The organism is Nonomuraea sp. NPDC049625, from assembly GCF_040675285.1.
Classification (GTDB): Bacteria; Actinomycetota; Actinomycetes; order Streptosporangiales; family Streptosporangiaceae; genus Nonomuraea; species Nonomuraea angiospora_A.
The window spans coordinates 384347-405326 of the sequence record NZ_JBFAOQ010000003.1 but is presented as its reverse complement, the minus strand read 5'-3'; the positions used below and the strand labels follow the sequence as shown (position 1 = coordinate 405326).

The window sequence follows — 20980 nt, the reverse complement described above, 5'->3', positions numbered from 1 at the left end:
GCCTCATCTTAGGTTTCGGTCATGACCTTAATTAAGCGCCTGCTGGCATGCGGCATGGCGGCCACCCTCGCCGTGCTCGGCGCCGCCGCCCCCGCGGTCGCGGCGGCGCCCCGTGTGGAGGATCTCGGCGTCCCCCTGGAGGACGTGCTGCTGATCGGCGGCGTGGTGGCGCCGGGCCCGGGCGGCCGGACCGTGCTGTGGGGCGCCTCGTCGGGCACCCCCGCCCACCTCAACGCCGTCGATCCCGCCACCGGCGCCGAGGTGGCCAGGTACGACCTGCCGGGCGCCGGCGGCTCCTGGGCCGTGGAGGCGACCCCGGACGGCAGCGTGTACGCGGGCACGTACGGCGACGGCCGCCTCTACCGCTGGACGGACCAGGGCGGCGTCCAGGACCTCGGCCGCCCCCTGCCCTCGGAGAACTTCATCTGGTCCGTGGCCGCGGGAGAGGGCGCCACCGTCTACGGCGGCACCTCCCCGGGCGGCCGCCTGTTCGCCTACGACCCCGCGACCGGCGTGCGCGACTACGGCAAGCTCTCGCCCGCCCACGCCTACGTGCGCAGCGTCTCCTACGCCGACGGGAAGATCTACGCCGGCACCGAGGCCCCGGCCGCCGTCTTCGAGATCGACGCCGCCTCGGGCGCGACCAGGCAGCTTCCGACTCCCGACGGCCTCGACCCGGCGGGCAAGTGGGCGTACGACGTCAACGTCGCGGGCGGCTTCCTCTACGTCCGCTACGGCGGCGCGAGCCCGGGCCCGATGCACGTCTGGGACATCGCCGCCGGCCAGTGGACCGGCGCGCTCGACGCCGTACACGGCCTCGACGTCTCGCCCCCGGCCGCCGACGGCGCGGTCTACCTGGTCAAGAGCGGCGAGCTGGTCCGCTACGACCCCCGTACGCAGGCCACGACGCCGACCGGCCTGCCCTTCACCGGCCGGGTGGCCAACACGCGCGGCATCGGCTGGGCCGAGCTGGGCCTGCCGGACTATCCGGGGAAGAGCGTCGTCGGCCTGCTCTGGCGCGGGCTGATGTTCCGCTACAACCCGCAGACCGGCGCGAAGTCGTTCGTGCAGACGGCGGTCAAGGGCGAGCCCATCGACGTGACCGCGCTCGCAGAGGGCCCCGACCACCGCATGTACGCCGGCGGCTTCCTCAACGGCGGCTTCGCCGCCCTGGACCCGAAGACCGGCGAAAGGACGGAATTTCACACGTTCTCGCAGAGCGAGGACATGATCGCGCACGACGGCAAGCTCTACGTCGGCGCCTATCCCGAGGCCAGGGTCTACGCCTACGACCCGGCGCTGCCGTGGAACAGCACCGAGTACTCGCCCAGCCCCGAGCCCGGCCCCGCGCCGAACCCGGCCCGGCTGTTCGACTTCGCCGCCGACAAGCAGATCAGGCCGCGGGCGCTGGTGTCGGCCGGCCGCTACCTCGCCGCGGGCACCATGCCCGACCTCGGCCAGCTCGGCGGCGTGCTCGCCGTGTGGGACCCGCGGACCGGGACGCTCAAGCACGCTCAGCGCAACGTCGTCCAGGACCAGAGCATCGTCTCGCTCGCCTACCGCGACGGCGTGCTCTACGGCGGCACGTCCATCTACAGCGGCCAGTCGGCCACGCCGCCGACGCAGCCGGAGGCCAAGCTGTTCGCGTGGTCGGTGAAGGCGAACCGGCTGCTGTGGGAGATCGTGCCCGCCGCGGGCAAGCCGGCCGTCCCCGCGCTGACGTTCGACGGCCGGGGAAGGCTGTGGGGGATCGCGGGCGGCGAGGTGTTCGCGGTCGACACGACCGCCCGCAAGGTGGTCTCGCGCGTCACGCTGTCGGACAGCAAGAGCGCGAGCGGGCAGCTCGCGTACAACCGGCGCGACCGCACCCTGTACGGCGCGCACGCCGGCCAGGACGTCTTCTCCCTCGACCCGCGGACCGGACGGCACGCGGTGCTGCGGCAGGGACCCGTGCACCAGCTCGCGGTGCACGGGTCCGGGGACGTCTACTTCGCCGAGGGGCCGCGCCTGTTCCGGCTGACCCGTCAGCAGACGCGGTAGGTGGAGAAGTTCTCGAAGCGTGAGAGGTAGAGGTGGCCGTCGGGGCCGAGGATCAGGTTCGAGATCGGGCGGGCGATGAGCGCGAGCGTCATCGTCCCCGGATCGATCCGGTACGCCTTGCCCTGCACCTTGCCCCACAGGTAGCCCTTGTGGAAGACGAGGTTGGTGTCCAGCCAGACCTGCGTGGCGCTGGACCAGGCGTAGGTCTGGTGCTTCACGCTCCTGACGGTCCGCCCGGTGGCCGGGTCCAGCTCGAACAGGGTGTCCGGGGTCAGCCCCCACAGCCGCCCGTCGCCGTCGAAGGCGATCGAGCCGAGCGCCAGGTCGCCGGGCACGGGGGTGGACTGCCACTTGAGCGAGTCCGTGGCGATGTCGTACGCGAACGCCACGGCGTCGCCCTGCGGCGTGCTGGTGCCGCCGAAGGCCGAGGTGGTGCCGTACACGACCCCGTCGCGGTAGGCCAGGCCGATGATGCTGTGGCCCGGGACGATGTCCCGCCTGATCACGGTGCGGCCGGTGGCGGGGTCGAGCAGGCCGAGCGCGCCGCCGTGGGTGCCGGCCTTGGGCACCGTGCCGAACGCCAGCCGGTCGCCCGCCGAGATCATCGCGAAGGGCCGGTCCTGCTCCTGGCCGCCGAGGTCCAGCAGCAATGTGGGCGCGGTCCCGTCGAACTCGTAGATCCGGGCGCCGGGGTAGACGCCGAGGTAGAGCTTGCCCTTGTGGGTGACGATGCCCTCGCTCTGGCCGACGTCCGGCCAGTTCTGGGCCTGGCCCGTGGCGGGGTCGTAGGCGGCCAGGCCGCCGGTGAAGAACCCGCCCGCGTAGACGCGGCCGTCGGGGCCCGTGCCGAGCGAGCGGATGCTGACGGGCTGGCCGGTCAGCGCGCCGTCGAGCAGCCGGCCCTGCCCCGTCCTGCGGTCGAACTGCCAGATGCGGCCGGTGGAGCTGGTGCCGACGAGGGTGTGGCCGAGCCAGCCGAGCGGGCGGGCGGCGCCCTCGCCGTACCCGGTGAAGCCCAGCCTGGTGATCTTCCGGGTCCTGAGGTCGTACTTCACGAGCTCGTCGTGCTGGAACAGGTAGAGGTCGTGGCCGCGCCTGCCGCCGCCGACGGTGAGGTTGTCGACGTCCTCCACGACGTCCTTCCACGCGCGCTTGCGCAGGTCGTACACGCCCATGGGGTTGGCGCCGGTGGAGGTGACGAAGCGGACCAGCAGGTAGCGGCCGGCCACGTCCACGTCGTAGGCGTAGCCGCTGCCCTCGACGGGCGGGTCGATCACCCGCTCGACCGTGCCGGCGGGGGTGAGCACCGCGACCTTCATGCTGCGCGCGCCGACGCCGGCGTACACGGTGCCGTCCTCGCCGACGGCCAGGTCCCGGACGTACTGGTCGCCGGGGACCGGGCTGCCCAGGTCGGCGAAGGCGCCGGTCGCGGTGTCGTAGCGGAAGAGCTTGCCCGTGGGCGAGGTGCCGCCGTAGACGGCCGAGCCGTCGGGACTGGCGGCGACGGTCCAGACGAACGTCTCGGTCGTGATGGGGATGCCGAGCTCGCTCACCTGGTCGGTGGACGGGTTGTAGCGGAAGAGGCGGCCCATCGCCCCGGCGGTGGCGTTGTAGCTGCCGACGTAGACGGAGTGGTCGGGGGCGACGGTGACGGCCCAGGAGCCGAGCGCGAGCGGGAGCGGGCGTTCGGCGATCAGGCGGCCGTCGCGGGCGTCCCTGATCCCGAGCAGCGCCGGGCCGGAGGCGCTGGAGGTGACCGAGTAGACGCGCGGGCCCTGCGGGTGGCGGGCGTCCAGCGCGGTGCCGGCGGTGGTGGCGCCGGTCAGCGGGAGCGTGCCGAGGTTCTGGAAGCCGCACCCGGTGGGTGGGGCTGCGGTGGATTCGGCCTGGGCCGGAGCCGAGAGGGATAAGGCAACGAGGAGCGTTGCGAGGATGGTGCGCACGTACGACCTCCCAGAGCGATATAACGGGCTTGACCGTAATTGGCCGGAGGGTGCCGTGACAAGATGTCGGGATGGGACCGACGCGGATCATGGCGGTGCGGCACGGGGAGAGCGAGGCCAACCTCGCGCACCGGGAGGCCGGGTCGGCGCCCCTGGTCTACGAGCGCGGGGACGACGAGGTCACGCTGACGGACCTGGGCCGGGCGCAGGCCGCCGCGTTCGGACGGTCGCTGGCGGGCCTGCCCGCCGCCGAGGCCCCCGAGGTGGTGTGGTGCTCGCCCTACCTGCGGGCGCTCGACACGTGGCGGGTGGCCCTGCGGGCGTGGGGCGCCGGCCCGCTCCCGCTCACCGTGGACGGGCGGCTCAGGGACCAGGAGGCGGGCGCGTTCGCGCGCTACAACCTGGCCGCGATCAAAGAGCGCTTCCCCGAGGAGATGGCGCGGCGGGAGGCCGAGGGCGCCTACGCCTTCCGGCCGCCCGGCGGCGAGTCGCTGGCCGACGTCGTGGTGCGGCTCCGTGACCTCCTCGCCGACCTGCGCGAGCACGCGGCCGGGCGGCGGGTGCTGATCGTCGCCCACGACTCGGTGGTGCTGGGCCTGCGCCACGTCCTGGCGGGCGGCCCGGACGAGGACCTGGCCGCGGTCCTGGAGTTCGCGCCGGTGCTGAACGCCTCCGTCTCCGTGTGGGACGGCTCCGGGCTCGTCCGGTTCAACGACGTCGGCCACCTCTAGCCGGTCTCGACGGCTCCCGCCACCTCTAGCCGGTCTCCGATCAGCCGGTCTCGGCGGCGTCGCCCGTCCCTGGCCGGTCCGGCCCGGTCTCGACGATCAGGTCGGCCCGGTCGCGCGTCCGGTCCTCGGCGAACCACTTCTCCTCGGCCGCGAACCACTCCAGCCACCGCGGCTCCAGCTCGGCCCCGTCCCGCTCCATGACCCGCGCGAAGCGCAGCGCCCGCGGCGCGTCCATCCAGACGGTGAAGGCCAGCAGGCGGGCGATCGAGGCGCGGGCCGTGCCGACGCCCTCGATGACCAGGACCGGCGCGACCGGGACCGCCACGTGCTCGGCGTACTCGCCGCGCACCCAGTCGTACCTGCGGAAACCCCCGGGCTCGCCGTCCCGGAGCCTGACCAGCACCTGCGACTCCAGCGCGTGGAACCAGCCGCCGGGCCCCTCCTCCCACGGCACGGGGAAGTCGTCGCTGTGGATCACCTGGCAGCCGAGCGCAGCCCCCAGCCGCCCCGCGAACGTCGTCTTGCCCGCCCCCGCCGGCCCGTCCACGGCCACCAGCCGGACGGGGCCGCACGAGGGGCGCAGGGTCATGATGCGATCGGCCAGGTGGTTCACCGGACCCAGGGTAGAAGACGTGGTGTGGGCTACTGAGAGAATGTTCTTTCGCCCCGAATGCAAGCAGGAGGTTGATCTTGCTCGGACCCCTCGGTGACATCGTCGTGCTCGATCTGTCCAGGGCCCTGGCCGGGCCGCACGCGGCGCAGATGCTGGGTGACCTGGGCGCTCGGGTGATCAAGGTGGAGCATCCGGACGGGGGTGACGAGTCGCGCGGGTGGGGACCGCCGTTCGTCGGACCGGATCACGAAATTTCGACTTATTTCCTGGCGGCCAACCGCAACAAGCAGTCCATCGCCGTCGACCTCAAGTCCGCCGACGGCAAGCGGCTCATCGAGCGCCTCGTCCGCCAGAGCGACGTCCTGATCGAGAACTTCCGCACCGGCGTGCTCGACCGCCTGGGCTTCTCCGTCGAGCGCCTCCACGAGCTCAACCCCCGCCTGGTCATCCTGTCGATCACCGGCTTCGGCCACGACGGCCCGGAGGGCGGACGGCCCGGCTACGACCAGATCGCCCAGGGCGAGGCCGGCCTGATGTCGCTGACCGGGCCGTCGCCCGACGAGCCCTACCGCGTCGGCGCCTCCATCGCCGACCTGCTCGCCGGCATCCACGGCGCGTACGGCGTCACCGGCGCCCTCTACGAGCGCGAGCGCACCGGCAGGGGCCGTGTCGTGCGCACCTCGCTGCTGGCCGCCATCACCGGCGTCCACGCCTACCACGGCACCGCCTGGACGGTCGGCGGCAAGGTGCCGGCGGCCGGCGGCAACCACCACGCCTCCATCGCCCCCTACGGCGCCTTCCGCTGCGCCGACGGCATGCTGCAGATCGCCGCGGCCAACGACGGCCAGTGGAAGAAGGTCGCCACGCTCCTCGGCATCGACCCCGACGCCGCGAAGTACGCCACCAACCGGGACAGGTTCGCGCACCGGGACGAGCTGATCGCGGACATGGAGAAGGCTCTGGCGGCCCACGACCGTGCCCACTGGCTGGCCAGGCTGGGCGAGGAGGGCGTGCCCGCGGGCGCGATCAGGACGCTCGACGAGGTCTACGCCTGGGACCAGACCCGCTCGCAGGGCCTGGTCGTCGAGGTGGAGCACCCGGTGCTGGGCACGATCGAGCTGCCCGGGCCGCCGCTGCGCTTCGACGGTCTCGAGGGGTTCGAGCACACCGCGCCACCCGCCCTCGGCCAGGACGGCGACGCCGTGCTCGCCTGGCTCGAAGAGCGTGAACGATGATCCGCATTTCGCGGCACCGGACGATCTCTTCGTGCGTCAACATTGCAAGGCTGGCCGACATTTAGGGAGCGATAGTGAGCCGTCCGGACGCGCGCACACTGATCGAAACGATCCTCGACCGGGGGTCGTGGAAGTCGTGGGACGCGCCGCCCGCCGACCCCGCGCCGCCCGGCTCCCCCTACGCCGACGAGCTGGCCGCGGCCCGCGCCAAGTCCGGCTACGACGAGTCCGTCATCACCGGCGAAGGGCTGCTCGGCGGCCGCAGGGTGGCCGTGGTGGCGTGCGAGTTCTCGTTCATGGCGGGCTCGATCGGGGTGGCGGCGGCCGAGCGGTTCACGGCGGCCGTCGAGCGGGCCACCCGCGAGCGGCTGCCGGTGCTGGCCGCGCCCGCGTCGGGCGGCACGCGGATGCAGGAGGGCGCGCTCGCGTTCGTCCAGATGGTGAAGATCACCACCGCGATCCAGCTGCACCGGAGCGAGGGCCTGCCCTACCTGGTCTACCTGCGGCACCCGACGACGGGCGGGGTGTTCGCGTCGTGGGGGTCGCTCGGGCACGTCACGGCGGCCGAGCCGGGTGCGCTGATCGGGTTCATGGGGCCGCGGGTGTTCGAGTCGCTGCACGGCTACCCGTTCCCCGAAGGCGTGCAGGTTGCCGAGAACCTCCACCGCAAGGGCCTGATCGACGCGGTGGTCCCGGCCGAGGAGGCGCGGGAGATCGCGATCAGGGCGCTCGGCGTGCTCGCCGACGACAGGTCGCGGGTGGAGGCGGGCACCCCTCCGGAGGAGGACCTGCGGCCCGTGGAGGCGTGGGAGGCGATCACCCGCTCGCGCCGCGACGACCGGCCCGGCGTGCGTACGCTGCTCAAGCTCGCCGCCACCGACGTGACCCCGCTCAGCGGCAGCGGGGAGGGTGAGAACGAGCCGGGGCTGCTGCTCGCGCTGGCCAGGTTCGGCACGGCGCCGGCGGTGGTGCTCGGCCAGGACCGGCGGGTCCAGCGGACCAACTCGCCCCTCGGCCCGGCCGGGCTCAGGGTGGCCCGGCGGGGCATGCGGCTGGCGGCCGAGCTGGGCCTGCCGCTGATCACCGTCGTCGACACGGCGGGTGCCGACCTGTCGAAGGCGGCCGAGGAGGGCGGGCTGGCCGCCGAGATCGCCCGCTGCCTGGCCGAGCTGGTCATGCTCGACGCGCCGACCGTGTGCCTGCTGCTCGGCGAGGGGGCGGGCGGGGCGGCGCTGGCGTTGCTGCCCGCCGACCGGGTGCTCTGCGCCCAGCACGCCTGGCTGTCGCCGCTGCCGCCGGAGGGCGCCTCGGCCATCCTCTACCGCTCGGTGGACTTCGCACCCGAGATCGCCCAGGCCCAGCACATCCGCGCCACCGACCTGCGCCGCGACGGCATCGTGGACCGGGTCGTCCCGGAGGTGCCGGACGCCGCGTACGAGCCGCGGCAGTTCTGCGAGCGGGTGGGGCGGGCGCTGGAGTACGAGATCGCCCGGCTGCTGGAGCTGAGCCCGGCGGACCGTTTCGCGGCCCGCCGGGCCCGCTTCCGCAACCTCGGCTAGAACTTCGGGGCGCGCCGATTGGGCAGCTCGTATCGCCACAACTCCTTGCCGCCGGCGTCATAGCCCGTGAGGGCGACGGTTTCTTCGACACCGCCCTTGGGGGCCGGGGCCGCGAACAGCGCCACGTTCTGCCCCCACGAATCCGGGACGGCCTCGGCCGTCGCGGTGGCGCCGCCCTTCATGCGGAACTCCACCTTGGCCGTGCCCGCGGGTGCGTAGCCGTACCAGGCCGTTTTGTGGCTGGCCCATTGGACCGGCCGCTCGGCGTCGAGCAGATCGCTCAGCCGCGCGCCGGGCAGCGGCCCGGGCAGCGCCGGCACCATCTCCCCGTTCTCCCAGAAGGCCGCGCAGCCCGGCACGAGGAGAGCCGTGATGCCCGCCGGCAGGGGCTGAGGGGTGGCCTCGGACCTCGCGGCCTGCCTCGTGCAAGCCTTGTTGGAATTCGGAACCTGCTTGTCCGGCTTGCCCTTCGCCTTGACGATGAAGCCCCCGACCTCGGCGCCGCGCGGGACGCTGACGTGCCAGACCGGGTATGGGGCGCCCGCGCCGCGCAGGAACGAGGCGCGGACCCGCTGCCCGTCGAGGAGCACCGCTTCGACCGACTCCCAGCCCGCGAGGGCCGGGCCGAAGTAGATGTCGGCGCCGGGGTCCGGCAGGTAGGTGGTCGCCTGCTGGAAGGGGTAGGAGTTCTGCGCGAAGCTGATGAAGCAGCCGGACACGCCTCGGTCGCCCGGCGCAGGCCCGCCGGTGTAGCAGAACCCGTCCCCGTCGTCGGTCCTCTGGGTGAACCAGACGCGTACCGGGCGGCCGGAGCTTTCGGTGCCCGGGAGGGTCATCACCTCGCCTGCGACCTTGTCGTCCTCGAACGGCGCTGCCTCGCCCGGCTCGTCCTGGCTCCAGACCTGCTTGCCCGACGCGTCGTAGGCGGTGACGCGGCGACTTTCGGCCCGGTCGTCGGACGGGCTCATGGCGGCGAACAGCGTGACGCCCAGGTTCCAGGGATCGGGCCTGGTCACGACGCTCGCCGTGCTCCCGCCGCCGAACGAGACCTCGATTCTGGCGACGTCCTTGCGGGCGAACCCGATGATCATGTTTCGCCGTGGGCTGACGGTCACCACCGGGTCCGTCGCGGAGGGCAGCTGAGAGGCGAGTTCGGCACCGTGCCGCGACCAGGTCAGCCGCGTCCCCTCCTTCGTCCGGTACGGCTGGACGGAGATGCCCTGGGACAGCTCCATGGGCGCGCTCATGGGCTGGCCATCCGGCGCGAACAGGCCGTCGCGGGACCACCACCCGAGGCTCTTGCCGTCGACGTTCGAGATCCGGATCTTGGACATGGGATCCTGGGACGGATACGTCACCGTCCACAGCCGGTACGGCGCGCCGTCCAGGCTCCGCACCGTGCCCTGGAACTCCTGCCCGCCCTTCGTGACCCCGGTCACCGCGCCCACGTCCTGGAGCGCCAGCCCCCAGTCCATCGCGGTCCCCGCACCGTCCCGCAGCGTGCTGCCCACAAACCAGGCGTCCACGTCCTCCCACGTGACGGCGTCGGCGCAGGCCCCGTACGGCTCGCCGGCGGCCCGCTCGACGATGTAGCAGACCTCGGGATAGCCCAGCTTCCCTCTGGCGAACCAGATCCGCAGCGGCTTGCCCTCGGAGGGGTTGTCGACGGACGCCTCCTTGCCGAGGGGCGTGCGCTCCTTCATGAGCTGCTGGTAGATCCCGGTCGGGTCGATCGCGGTGTTCCTGCCCAGGCCCCCGTTGAGCAGCACAGGAACGAACACGGTCAGCAGCGCCACCGGGAGCGCGGCCAGCAGCCACCGGGCCGGTCGGCGCCGCGGCCGGCGCTCCATGATGCGCGCCCAGGCGTGCGGGTCGGGCTCGTAGGCCCGGGCGCGGGCGTCGAACGCGGCTCGAAGGCGCTCTTCCAGGTTGTTCACGCGTCCTCCTCCTTCAGCGCCTTGCCCAGGGCCGCCAGGCCCCGGCTCGCGTGCGTCTTCACCGATCCGGGCGAGACGCCCATGGCGTCGGCGATCTCGCGTTCCGACAGGTCCAGCCAGTAGCGCAGGACGAGCGCCTCGCGCTGGCGGCGCGGCAGCCGGTCCACGGCGGACAGCAGCTCGCGGTGCTCCTCGGAGACGAGCACGGCGTGCTCGCTGCTGCGCGCCGGTTCGGGAGGATCGGGGCGGCGCAGTCGTACGAGGCTGAGGTGGCGCAGGCGGTTGCGCGTCAGGTTGCAGACGGTGGAGCGCAGGTAGGCCAGGGCGGCCCCGTCGTCGCGCAACCGCCTTGTGTGCAGCCGGGCGAACGCCTCCTGGGCGATGTCCTCAGGGTCGTCCGCGCCGAGCAGCCCGGCCAGGCGTACCAGGGATTGGTACTGGGCCGCGAACAGCTCGGCGAACGACGGCTGCGTCGTGGTCGCTGTTTCGGTCACGTCATAGAGACACCCGGAACGGCGGCAGGTTGACTAGGGGACCGGAATCCGTTCGACGCGGATCGAGAAGACCTCCTCGCGGGGCACCACGACCTCGTAGGCGCCGTGGTCGACCAGCCAGTAGCCCAGCGCCTCCGCCTTCATCCCGCTGTGCCCCGTGTAGGCGATGTGCAGCCCGTCGTCGTCCTCGTCGATCACGATGCACGGCTCGCCGCCGAACGCCCCCACCGTGCGGATCAGCACGAGCCACTCCACCTGTGACCTGGCCACCACCCTGCGCCAGTAGCCCGACGCGGGATCGAACCCGTCCAGCTCGACCTCGCTGAACAGCACCACCTGGTCGTTGTCGGGGCCCAGGGCGGCGGGCAGCGTGCGGCCGTCGAAGCGCGCCACGAAGCCGGACGCGACCGGCATGATCTCGTCGTCACTCATGCGGCGGGCCGCCAAGTCAGGCCGTCGTACTCGGCGAAGGGCCGCTCGCCGTCGGCGGTGACGTGGACGATCTCCGTCCCGGCCGGGATCGGCATCGGAACGGTGTGGAACTGCGGCACCACGTGATCCGACGATGTTGTGAAACCGTTGCCGGCGAACGGCGGCGCGTCGCTCCAGTCGCCACCCATGTGGGGCCCGTACGGCACCGCGTACGTGTCGACGTCGCGCGCGTACCAGCGCATCACGTAGAGCTCGGGCACCTCGCCGAACAGCTCCGACCCGTCGAAGGACAGGTCGAGCCCGTGGTAGAGCGACTCAGGCGTGGTCAGCCTGACGCAGTCCTGCACGCGGTAGACGTAACCCGAGATCACCGTGCGTTTGCCCGACAGGTATGGCACGAGCAGACGCGGCGGGACAACCTTCTGCATCTGCGTTCCGCTCACGGTACTACTTTACGATCGGTTGAACCTCAGAGAACCCGGTGTTGGAGGCACGGCAGGGTCGCCCTGGCGGCTGTTGTCCATTCGTGATCCACCCGCACGGTCTGCACGCCGGGCGCCGTGCCCAGATCGGCGCGGATCACGCCCAGGGGATCGACCAGCATGCTGCGGCCCACCCCGTAGCCGTCGGACGACTCGGCCGGGTTGGGCGCCTGGCCGACGGCGGCCGTCCACATCGTGTTCTCCAGCGCACGGGCCCTGACCAGGGTGACCCAGTGGTCCTCCTTGAGCGGCCCGGAGCCCCACGCGGCGATCACCGCGAACAGCTCGGCGCCCTTGTCCACGAGCGCCCTGGCCAGCTCGGGGAAACGCACGTCGTAGCAGGTGACGAGGCCGACCTTGAGCCCCGCGAGCTCCACCACGGTCGGCTCCGCTCCGGGCGCGACCAGGTCGGACTCCTTCGCGCCGAACGAGTCGAACAGGTGGATCTTCCGGTACGCCGCCCGCACCGCGCCCTGCGCGTCGATGGCCACGGCCGTGTTGTGCACGCGGTCGTCGCCCGGCTCGAAGACCCCGGCGATCACCGCCAGCCCGTGCTTCCTGGCCGCCTCCGCCAGGCCCGACACGAACGGCCCGTCCAGCGGCTCGGCCAGGTCCGTGATGCGCCGCCCGTAGCGGGTGAGCGTGGCCTCGGGGAAGATCGCCAAGTCGGCCCCCTCGGCCCTGGCGAGCGCCTCCTGGGCACGTTTCAGGTTCGTGGCCGGGTCAGGAGACACCGGGATCTGGCAGAGGGCGATTTCGGTCACGGCCCGACTCTAACCGGTTGGGCACCACTCGAAACCAGGTCAGGCACCGCCAGATCCACTCAAGGGGCCCGTACCTGAACCTGGCCTGCCACCACCTGCTGAACAGCACCTGCGCCGCCACGGTCACCGCCGCCAGCGCCACCACCGACCAGCGCGTCGGGTCGGTGTTCAGCAGCGGGGTGGCCAGGACGATCACGACGGTGCCCGTGACGTAGTTCGTCAGTGCCATCCTGCCCAGCGGCTCCAGCACCGCCGACAACCACGGCCGCAGCGCCAGCAGCAGCCCCAGCGAGTACGCCGCCGCGCCCGCCAGCGCGGCCGTGCTGTAGAGGATCCACCCGCCCTGGCTCGCCCAGGCGGCCGTCAGCAGCGCGCCGGCCAGCGCGGTGACCGCGAACGACGGCAGCAGCAGCGACCTGGACGGGCTCAGCCGCCACAGCCCCATGCCGATCAGGAACAGGCCGGGGATCAGCCACGCCCCGCCGCCCACCTGGAGCCCCCACACCAGCACCGCCACCCCGAGCAGCAGCACCGGCAGGCCGCCGGCCAGGAACGAGGCCGGCAGCAGCACCGCCGCGCCGTAGACGGCGTAGTAGGTCAGCACCTCGCCGTCGTAGAACGTGTGCTGGACCAGCCCGAGGCAGAACAGCCAGAACAGCCGGCTCAGCAGCGCCCAGCGGCTGTTTCCACGCAGGAACAGCATGAAGCTGATGCCGAACAGCAGCGAGAAGATCGGGTAGAACCGGCTCTGGAACAGCGCCTCGATGACCCAGTCGACGCCGTTGCGCGGGTCCTTGGCGGTGTGCTGCCAGGTGTTGACCAGCATGATGCCGCCCACCGCGAAACCGCGGAGGGCGTCGAGCTCACGAATGCGCGTCACAGGAACCAGGCCAACCACCATACGAGGAACCCGGCGCCGACGGCGGTCGCCGCGATCTGCGGCCAGCGCCGGTCGCGCAGCAGCGCGGCGGCGGTCAGCGCGGCCGAGGCGGCGGCGATCCAGGTGTAGAGGACGGCCGTGCCGGGCACGCCGACGGCGAGCGCGGTCTCGTTCCGGGTGACCAGGGCGTACACGGACTGCCCGACCAGCCCGGCGAAGGCCACGCCGGCCAGCCCGCCGAACGCCGCCAGCGCCCGGCCCCTCAGCGCGCCCGCGACCAGCTGGATCAGGCAGACGAGGGCGAACAGCGCGAAGGGCGCGGCCAGCCAGGGCGACTTCGAGATCTGGTACGGGGCGGCGGTCACGTGCAGGTCGACCGGCTGCCCGGCGGCGTCGTCGACGCACGGCGAGGCCGCGCCGCCGGCCGGTGCGTCGAGGAACTCCACGATCTTGCGGCGGGCGCAGGGGCTGGTCAGGAAGACGGCGTGGGAGGCGCGGGGGAACTCCTCGAAGCGGGCGCCGGGGAGAGCCTCGGCCGCGGGCTTGGTGGTCCTGGTCGGGGTGGTGGGGTCGTACTGGCCGCCCACCACGTACACGGGGGCCTTGGTGGTGGCGTTGACGGCCTTGGACTTGGGGAGCTGCCACGCATCGCACACCGCCTTGTCACCATTTACGGTGAAAAGTCGGGATTTGGTGGTGTATGTGTTGAACGGGACCTCGTCCTGGCACTGCACCGCGTGATACAGCCCGAACTCGTGCGACACCAGCCCCTCGCCCACCGCGTCGGCCAGCGCCCGCAGCAGCTCGTCGTGGCCCTTCGCGAGCGCGCCGACCATGGCGGGCGCGACCGCCGCGAAGTCCGCCTCGTGCAGCGCCTCCGCCATGATCGTGGCCACGTCGTCACCGCTGATCCGCGCCTCGAAAGCCTTGCCGAGCAGCGGGTCGGTCGTCGTCACCTGCGCGGGCGTGGCGTTCAGCCGGGCCGTCATGGCCTCGAACGCGTCCTTCATGTTCAGCCGCGCCGCCGTGTCGGCCAGGTTGCGGTCGGCGTCGTCGTACCAGTTGACGCTCTCCGGCAGGTACGAGTCCAGCACCACCGACCGCACGCCCTTCGGGTCCGCGGCGGCCACGTCCATCATGACCCTGGTGGAGTAGCTGACGCCGAACAGGTTCCAGGAGTCGTACCCGAGCTTCTCCCGTAACGCGACCACGTCGGCCGCGATCTCCTTCGTGTTGTATCCGCGCAGGTCGACGCCCTGCTCCTGGAGCCTCTTGCGGCAGCGGACGGCCGCCGCGCCGACGTCGGCGGGGGGCCGCCTGAGCTGCCCGAGCAACGCCTCGGCCGTCTCGGGGCACCCCAGGACCGGCTCGGAGTACTTGCTGCCGCGCTGCTCGATCGTCACCACGTCGCGATCGGGGAACATCTGGCTCAGGAACCCCGTCAGCTGCATGGACGCCGACCCCGGGCCCCCGCTCATGTACACCACGGGGTCGGGCCTGCGGTCCTTGGCGGTGGAGGCGTGGACCGCGTACCCCACCTTGATCTTCCGCTCCGGCGCGTCCCTGCGCTCGGGGACCTCGAGAAAACCGCACGTCGTACGGGGTGGCATGGCGACCGGGCAGGCGCTCGGGCCGGTGTCCGACGGGGTCATGACAGGGGGCGTCATTAAAGCGAGGGCTAGCACGACCCGAATGATCACGGGACGAGACTACCGACAAGGCGCGGCGAACCGCCCATGCCCTTCGCGACATCAGGGGGCGGAATGATGGGCGGCTTTCCCGCCGGGCATAGCCTAAGTGCCGTGACCGAACCACTTGTTGCCAGGATGCGCGCCTTCGGCACGACGATTTTCGCGGAGATGAGCGCGCTCGCCGCAGAGACCGGATCCATCAACCTCGGCCAGGGCTTCCCCGACACCGACGGGCCCGCGGCCATGCTCGACCGCGCGGTCCAGGCGATCACCTCGGGCGCCAACCAGTACCCGCCGGGTCCGGGGGTCCTGGAGCTGCGCCGGGCGATCTCGGAACACCGCTCCGCCCACTACGACCTCTCCTACGATCCGGCGGGCGAGATCCTGGTCACGGTGGGGGCCACCGAGGCCATCGCGTCGGCCGTGCTCGCCCTCTGCGAGCCGGGGGAGGAGGTGATCGCCTTCGAGCCGTACTACGACTCGTACGCGGCCTCGATCGCGCTCGCCCAGGCCCGCCTGGTCGCCGTCACGATGCGCCCGGTGGACGGGCGCTTCACGTTCGACCCCGACGAGCTGCGCGCCGCCGTCACCCCGCGCACCCGCGTCATCCTCGTCAACTCCCCGCACAACCCCACCGGCACCGTCTTCACCCGCGCCGAGCTCGAGGTCATCGCCGAGCTCTGCCAGGAGCGCGGGCTGATCGCGGTGACCGACGAGGTGTACGAGCATTTGACGTTCGACGGGGTCGAGCACATCCCGCTGGCCACGCTGCCCGGCATGCGCGAGCGCACGGTGATGATCTCGTCCGCGGGCAAGACGTTCTCGGTCACCGGCTGGAAGACCGGCTGGATCTGCGCCCCTCCCGCCCTGGTCACGGCGGTGCAGACGGTCAAGCAGTTCCTCACGTTCACGTCGAGCGCGCCGTGGCAGATGGCGGTGGCGTACGGGCTGCGGCACGAGCTCGAGTGGGTGTCCGCGCTGCGCGCCGGCCTCCAGGACAAGCGCGACCGCCTCATGGAGGGCCTCGCGGCCGCCGGGTTCTCCGTCCTGCGGCCCTCCGGCACGTACTTCGTCCAGACCGACATCCGCCCCCTGGGCTTCACCGACGGCCTCGAACTCACCCGCCGCCTCCCGGACCTGGCCGGCGTGGTGGCCATCCCGACCCAGGTCTTCTACGACCACGCCGACCGGGGGCGGCACTTCGTCCGGTTCGCGTTCTGCAAGAAGGACGAGGTCATCGACGAGGCCGTGACCCGCCTCAAACGGCTCTCCACCTAAAGGGAGTCATCGGGTCGGTGGCGAGGGGCGGAGGCCGTCGAAGACGATGGCGAGGGTCCTCGTCCGCAGGCCCTCGTCCCACCCGTTGTGCTGCGCCGCCAGACACGTGGCGCTCAACAGCGCCAGCAACTCCGCCATCCCCACATCCCCCCGAACCGCCCCGGCGCCCTGCGCCCGCACCAGCAGCGTCTCGATGGCCCCCCGGATGTCCGGCATCCCGGCCTTGGCGTCGATCCCCGCCGCCGCCAGGGCGTCCACGAGCACCTTCTTGACGGTCGAATCCTCCACGATCATCGTGAAGTACTCGAAGAACGCCTCCCCGGCGTCCGGGGCCGTGGCCAGCTCGTCGGCCAGCGCGGCCAGCCGCGCCATCCGGTCGACGACGATCGCCTGGTAGAGGTCCTCCTTGGTGGGGAACTGGCGGTAGATCGTCCCCACCCCCACCCCGGCCAGCGAGGCGATCTCGCGCATCGACGCGGACAGCCCGTCCCTGGCCAGCACCACTTCGGCGGCCTCCAGCACCCGGGCGCGGTTGCGTCGCGCGTCCGCACGCATCACAGAGAGCCCCTTCCTCGTTGACAACCGGAACCGTTGTTCCGTATGGTCAACATCCGGAACAACCATTCCGATTCTAGGGGGAATCCCTTGGACTACCTGAATCTCGGCCGTTCCGGCCTGCGCGTCTCCAGGGCCTGCCTGGGCACCATGAACTTCGGCACCGAGTACGGCCTGGCCGCCAGTGACGAGGCCGAGGCGGGCCGGATCATCGACGCGTTCCTCGACGCGGGCGGCAACTTCATCGACACCGCCGACCTGTACCACCGGGGCGAGACCGAGGAGATCGTCGGCCGTGCGCTGAAGGGCAGGCGCGAGTGGGTCGTGCTGGCCACCAAGGGCGCCATGCCGGTGGGTACGGAGGGGCGCGGCCTGTCGCGCCGTCACCTCACCAGAGCCCTCGATGCCAGCCTGCGCCGGCTCGGCACCGACTATGTGGACCTCTACCAGTGCCACCAGTGGGACCCGGCGACGCCGATCGAGGAGACGATGGCCACGCTGGACGGGTTCGTCAGGGAGGGCAAGGTCCGCTACCTCGGCTGCTCCAACTTCACCGCGACCCAGCTCGTCGAGTCGCAGTGGGCCGCCGCCCGCGTGGGCGGCACGCCGTTCGTGAGCCTGCAGCCGCAGTACTCGCTCATCCAGCGGGTGATCGAGGCGGAGATCCTGCCGGCGTGCGAGCGGCACGGGATCGGCGCCGTCGTGTACGGGACGCTCGGCGGCGGCGTGCTGACCGGCCGCTACCGGCACGGCGAGGTCCCCGACCCCGACAGCCGCATGGGCAGGCTGCTCGGCCACTCCCTCCCCGGCGCGAACCGTTGGGCCCGATCGCTGCTCAACGACCGCAATCTGGACATCGCCGACGAACTCGTCAAGGTCGCGGCCGAACTCGGCGCCGCACCGGCAGCGGTGGCCCTGGCCTGGGTGGCGCGGCGGCCCGGGGTGACCTCGGTGCTGATCGGCCCGCGATCGGTGGAGCAGCTGCGGGAGAACCTGGCGGCCTTCGACCTCGACCTCCCGGACGAGGCGGTGGCCCGGCTGGACGAGATCTCCCACCACGACCTCGGCCCCATGGACGGCTCGTTCTTCCACCTCGTCCCCCGCTGATCCAGCCGCCGGCGACCGATCGCGTCACCCCCCGGCGACCCCGACCCCGATCGTCCCGGAGGCCGCCCCCGGCGGCTGGCGCTGCACCTACGTCGGCGAGGACCCCGGCAGCCGGCTGCGGGACGTCATCGCCACCGGCCCCACCAGCGCGTGGGCGGCCGGGACGCGGGACGGCGAGCCGTTCCTGCTCGGGTACGACCGTCAGCGGCGGCTGGTCTCGTCGCGGGGCTCGTCCAGCGGGGTGAGCGTGTCCGTGGCCGCCTCGTGCTCCATCCCGGTCGCCTGCAGCAGGTCCACGACCACCGAACGCAGCTGCGCGATGATCACGTGCGCCGAGAAGCCGAGCCCGTCGGGCCGCTCCCGCGCCGCCACCGCCAGCAGCGCCTGGCGCGCCAGCGTCGGCTCCCGGCCGGCGCCGAGCTCCAGCTGCAGCAGCAGCGCCGCCTCCGAGACCTCGCGCAGGGCCTCCGCCAGGGCGGTGGGCGGGGGGCTGGCCTCCCCGAGCGAGGCGAGGGTACGCCTGCTCAGCACCCGGGCGTTCCGCAGCGCCAGATCCACCGGCACGGCGGCGGTCTCGTAGCGCGCCAGCCTGGCCTTCCGGTGCCAGTGCAGCGGCGAGAGCATCGTGATCTCCTTGGCGGTCTCCAGCGCGTGCTCGAACTCCTCCACCGCCTCCTGCGTGTTCCGCGCCTCCTCCAGCGCCTCCGCCGCCAGCTCCACGTCCCGCTTCTCGATCGCCTCCGCCGCTCGTTCCAGCACCGTGGACAGCGCGTCGAGCACCCCGGACAGGTGCTTGGCCGCGATCGTGAACGGGCTGGCGGGCAACAGCGCGACCGCCATGACCCCGACGATGCCCCCGGTGAGCGCGTCGGCCATCCGGTCCAGCCCGCCGGCCCCGTCGCCGGGCACCAGGGTGGCCACCAGCACGGCCGACGACCCGGCCTGCGCGACGAACAGCGCCCCGCTGTTCAGCAGCACCGCGACGGCCATCGCCAGCGCCACCACGAGCGCGAGCTGCCAGGCGCCCGAGCCGATCCAGGACACCAGCAGGTCGCCGATGCCCACCCCGAGGCTGACGCCGATCACCAGCTCGGCCACCCTGCGCAGCCGCTGCCCCAGCCCGACGCCCACGCAGATCAGCACCGAGATCGGCGCGAAGAACGGGCGGGGGTGGCCGAGCAGCTCCATGGCGATGATCCAGGCCAGTGCGGCGCCCACCGCGCACTGCGCGATGGAGGGGGCCATGAGGCCGAACGTGCCCAGCCGTTCCTTCACATGATCGCTGAGCCTGGTTCGCACCCCTCTACCTTAAGGCGGATCTATATGACATTGAGGTCACGTTTGCCCCAGCTACGTCCTTTTCGTCGGGCGTTGTGTGGATTTTTCGGAGCTTGGGGGATCGCTCTCCGCGCCGGGGTCGGGCGAGTCGGTTGATGGCTCGTCGGGGTGGACGTCCAGCGGTGGCAGGGTCGCGACCGCCTCGTCCCGATCGATGCCGGTCGCCTGGAGGAGGTCCACGATGATGGACCTGAGCTGGGCGGTCATCACGTCCGCCGAGAAGCCCCACCGCTCCGCGCCCTGCCGCGAGGCCACCGACAGGATCGCCCGGCGCGCCCTTTCCGGCGAGCGTCCGGCGGCGAGGTCGTCCCGCAGCATGAGCGTGGCGTCGGCCAGTTCGCGCAGCTCGTCCGGCAGCCGGGGCGGGAGGGCGCCGGGGCCGTCGAGTGCCACGATGGCCCGCCTGGCCAGCACTCTGGCGTTTCTGAGCGCGTGATCAAGTGGCACGGCCGCCTGCTCGTACCCGTCCAGGAAGGGGCGGCGATGGCGGTGGAGCGGCGAGATGGTGGCGATCTCCTTGCTCGTCTCCAGCGCCTGCCTGAACTCCTCCACGTTCTTGTGGCTGCCGCGCGCCTCCTCCAGCGCGTCGGAGGCCACGCGCGCGTCGCGGTTCTCGATGGCCTCGGCGATCTGCCGCAACGCGTCGGCCAGCGCGCCGAACGTCCCCTTCGCGTGCCTTCTCGCCAGCGCCGCCGGGCTGGTGGGCAGCAGGGCGACGGCCGCGAGCCCCATGAGCCCGCCGACCAGGGCGTCGACCATTCTGTCGAACCCGCCGCTGCCGCTCGGCGGCAGGAGCGTGGCGACGAGCACGGCCGACGAGCCCGCCTGGAGGACGATCAGCGAACCGCTGTCGAGCAGCACCGCCACGGCCATGGCCAGCGCCACCACCAGCGCGATCTGCCAGGCGCCCGAACCGATCCGCGACACCAGCAGGTCGCCGACGCCGACGCCGAGGGTGACCCCGACGACCAGCTCCACCACCCGCCGCAGCCGCTGGCCCAGGGCCACGCCGATGCAGACCACGACGGCGATGGGCGCGAAGAACGGGCGGCTGTGGCCCAGCAGGTTCTTGGCCACGAGCCAGGCGATCGCGGCTCCGATCGCGCACTGGCCGATCGTGGGGGCCATCAGCCTCAGTCTGCCCAGACGCTGATGTACGTGCATGTCAACCACGCCCCTACCCTGCCGTGCATACGTGACACCAGGGTTACGGCGTGATGAGATGCGGCCCGTCAGCCGTCCAGAAAGGTGTCCACCGCCTGCAGGAACCGGCTGCGGGCCGTGGTGTGGATCAGATGCCCGACGTCGATCGTGACCAGCCGCGCCCCCGGGATCCGCGCCGCCACCTCCCCGGTGTTGGCGGGGCTCTGCTCCCCGCCGCTCAACACCAGCGTCGGCGCCGTGATCTTGCCGAGCCCCTCCAGCCAGGCGGGATCGGGGCCGGCCAGCTGCCGTTCCGTGTCGTGCATCATGCGCCAGTCGAACCCGGTCGAATCGTCCTCGACGATCGGCGGGCGGTTCTTGAAGGGGAGCGGCGGCGGCGCGTCCTCGAGCACGAGCCGCTCGATCCGGTCCGGGTGGTTCATGGCCGCGTGGTACGCCACCACGCCTCCGAGCGAGTGCCCGACCAGCGTGGCGCGCCCGATGCCCAGGTGGTCGAGCAGCGCGACGACGTCCTCGGCCATCTCCGGCACCTCGTACGGGCCCTGGTAGCCGCTGACCCCGTGCCCGCGCAGGTCGGGGGCGATGACGTGGTAGCGCGCCGCGAAGTGCTGGGTGATGCCGTTCCAGTCGTTGTGGTTGGCGGTCCGGCCGTGGATGAGCAGGAGCGGGGGAGCGGTGGGGTCGCCTTCCTCCCGGTACACGAGCTTGATCCCGTTGACGTGTGCTTCGCGAATCAC

19 protein-coding genes are annotated in these 20980 nt (G+C 72.2%); 6 read left to right on the top strand and 13 right to left on the bottom strand.

Features of this window, described 5'->3' with window-relative positions; all coding sequences use genetic code 11:
• Positions 1 to 21: 21 nt before the first annotated feature.
• Positions 22 to 2040, top strand: a complete 2019-nt coding sequence (locus AB0J87_RS15330; protein WP_363965662.1) for a hypothetical protein — start codon at positions 22 to 24, stop codon at positions 2038 to 2040.
• Here AB0J87_RS15330 and AB0J87_RS15325 read toward each other — a convergent pair.
• A complete protein-coding gene (locus tag AB0J87_RS15325) occupies positions 2025 to 3983 on the bottom strand; it encodes a hypothetical protein (protein WP_363965660.1) in 1959 nt (652 codons plus the stop codon). The two genes, AB0J87_RS15330 and AB0J87_RS15325, sit on opposite strands and share 16 nt — an antisense overlap.
• A gap of 71 nt (positions 3984 to 4054) precedes the next feature.
• Here AB0J87_RS15325 and AB0J87_RS15320 point away from each other — a divergent pair, with 71 nt between their 5' ends.
• Complete coding sequence (locus tag AB0J87_RS15320; protein ID WP_363965658.1) at positions 4055 to 4714, top strand: histidine phosphatase family protein; 660 nt, start codon at positions 4055 to 4057, stop codon at positions 4712 to 4714.
• A 40-nt stretch (positions 4715 to 4754) separates the two neighbouring features.
• Here the strand turns inward: AB0J87_RS15320 and AB0J87_RS15315 are convergent, their stop codons facing one another.
• Positions 4755 to 5327: a hypothetical protein gene (locus AB0J87_RS15315; protein ID WP_363965656.1), complete on the bottom strand. Its 573-nt coding sequence runs from the start codon at positions 5325 to 5327 to the stop codon at positions 4755 to 4757.
• 77 nt (positions 5328 to 5404) lie between these two features.
• Here AB0J87_RS15315 and AB0J87_RS15310 point away from each other — a divergent pair, with 77 nt between their 5' ends.
• Positions 5405 to 6562 carry a CoA transferase gene (locus tag AB0J87_RS15310; protein ID WP_192786409.1) on the top strand — a complete coding sequence of 386 codons (1158 nt, stop codon included), beginning with the start codon at positions 5405 to 5407 and terminating at the stop codon, positions 6560 to 6562.
• A 74-nt stretch (positions 6563 to 6636) separates the two neighbouring features.
• Positions 6637 to 8121, top strand: a complete 1485-nt coding sequence (locus AB0J87_RS15305) for a carboxyl transferase domain-containing protein (protein WP_363965654.1) — start codon at positions 6637 to 6639, stop codon at positions 8119 to 8121.
• On the opposite strand, the gene AB0J87_RS15300 is transcribed toward AB0J87_RS15305, so the two are convergent.
• From AB0J87_RS15300 to AB0J87_RS15270, 7 genes are read right to left on the bottom strand one after another with little or no spacing between them, the layout of a single operon-like run.
• Positions 8118 to 10058, bottom strand: coding sequence for a hypothetical protein (locus AB0J87_RS15300; protein ID WP_363965652.1), 1941 nt, complete (start codon positions 10056 to 10058; stop codon positions 8118 to 8120). The genes AB0J87_RS15305 and AB0J87_RS15300 overlap by 4 nt on opposite strands.
• Positions 10055 to 10552, bottom strand: a complete 498-nt coding sequence (locus AB0J87_RS15295; RefSeq protein WP_363965650.1) for a SigE family RNA polymerase sigma factor — start codon at positions 10550 to 10552, stop codon at positions 10055 to 10057. The genes AB0J87_RS15300 and AB0J87_RS15295 overlap by 4 nt, the downstream gene beginning before the upstream one ends.
• A gap of 33 nt (positions 10553 to 10585) precedes the next feature.
• On the bottom strand, positions 10586 to 10984 hold the full coding sequence (locus AB0J87_RS15290; RefSeq protein ID WP_350722531.1) for a hypothetical protein: 399 nt from the start codon (positions 10982 to 10984) through the stop codon (positions 10586 to 10588).
• Positions 10981 to 11427, bottom strand: a complete 447-nt coding sequence (locus AB0J87_RS15285) for a hypothetical protein (protein ID WP_355194675.1) — start codon at positions 11425 to 11427, stop codon at positions 10981 to 10983. Before AB0J87_RS15285 ends, AB0J87_RS15290 begins: the two co-directional genes overlap by 4 nt.
• 26 nt (positions 11428 to 11453) lie before the next feature.
• Positions 11454 to 12230, bottom strand: a complete 777-nt coding sequence (locus AB0J87_RS15280) for a carbon-nitrogen hydrolase family protein (RefSeq protein WP_363965648.1) — start codon at positions 12228 to 12230, stop codon at positions 11454 to 11456.
• Positions 12190 to 13110 carry a DUF418 domain-containing protein gene (locus AB0J87_RS15275; RefSeq protein ID WP_363965646.1) on the bottom strand — a complete coding sequence of 307 codons (921 nt, stop codon included), beginning with the start codon at positions 13108 to 13110 and terminating at the stop codon, positions 12190 to 12192. The genes AB0J87_RS15280 and AB0J87_RS15275 overlap by 41 nt, the downstream gene beginning before the upstream one ends.
• On the bottom strand, positions 13107 to 14762 hold the full coding sequence (locus AB0J87_RS15270; RefSeq protein WP_363965644.1) for an alpha/beta hydrolase: 1656 nt from the start codon (positions 14760 to 14762) through the stop codon (positions 13107 to 13109). Before AB0J87_RS15270 ends, AB0J87_RS15275 begins: the two co-directional genes overlap by 4 nt.
• A gap of 150 nt (positions 14763 to 14912) precedes the next feature.
• Between AB0J87_RS15270 and AB0J87_RS15265 the strand changes: the two genes are divergently transcribed.
• A complete protein-coding gene (locus tag AB0J87_RS15265) occupies positions 14913 to 16079 on the top strand; it encodes a pyridoxal phosphate-dependent aminotransferase (protein ID WP_363965642.1) in 1167 nt (388 codons plus the stop codon).
• 6 nt (positions 16080 to 16085) lie between these two features.
• Here the strand turns inward: AB0J87_RS15265 and AB0J87_RS15260 are convergent, their stop codons facing one another.
• Entirely contained in the window at positions 16086 to 16634 is a 549-nt protein-coding gene (locus tag AB0J87_RS15260; protein ID WP_355195186.1) for a helix-turn-helix domain-containing protein, read from the bottom strand.
• Between the two features lie 90 nt (positions 16635 to 16724).
• On the opposite strand from AB0J87_RS15260, the gene AB0J87_RS15255 reads away from it, so the two are divergent.
• Entirely contained in the window at positions 16725 to 17741 is a 1017-nt protein-coding gene (locus tag AB0J87_RS15255) for an aldo/keto reductase (RefSeq protein WP_363965640.1), read from the top strand.
• 201 nt (positions 17742 to 17942) lie between these two features.
• On the opposite strand, the gene AB0J87_RS15250 is transcribed toward AB0J87_RS15255, so the two are convergent.
• From AB0J87_RS15250 to AB0J87_RS15240, 3 genes are all read right to left on the bottom strand, one after another.
• The gene (locus tag AB0J87_RS15250) at positions 17943 to 19040 is read right to left on the bottom strand and encodes an FUSC family protein (RefSeq protein ID WP_350722511.1); all 1098 of its coding nucleotides are present in this window, start codon (positions 19038 to 19040) and stop codon (positions 17943 to 17945) included.
• Between the two features lie 51 nt (positions 19041 to 19091).
• Positions 19092 to 20207 carry an FUSC family protein gene (locus AB0J87_RS15245; protein ID WP_363965637.1) on the bottom strand — a complete coding sequence of 372 codons (1116 nt, stop codon included), beginning with the start codon at positions 20205 to 20207 and terminating at the stop codon, positions 19092 to 19094.
• Between the two features lie 104 nt (positions 20208 to 20311).
• Entirely contained in the window at positions 20312 to 20980 is a 669-nt protein-coding gene (locus AB0J87_RS15240; RefSeq protein ID WP_363965635.1) for an alpha/beta hydrolase, read from the bottom strand.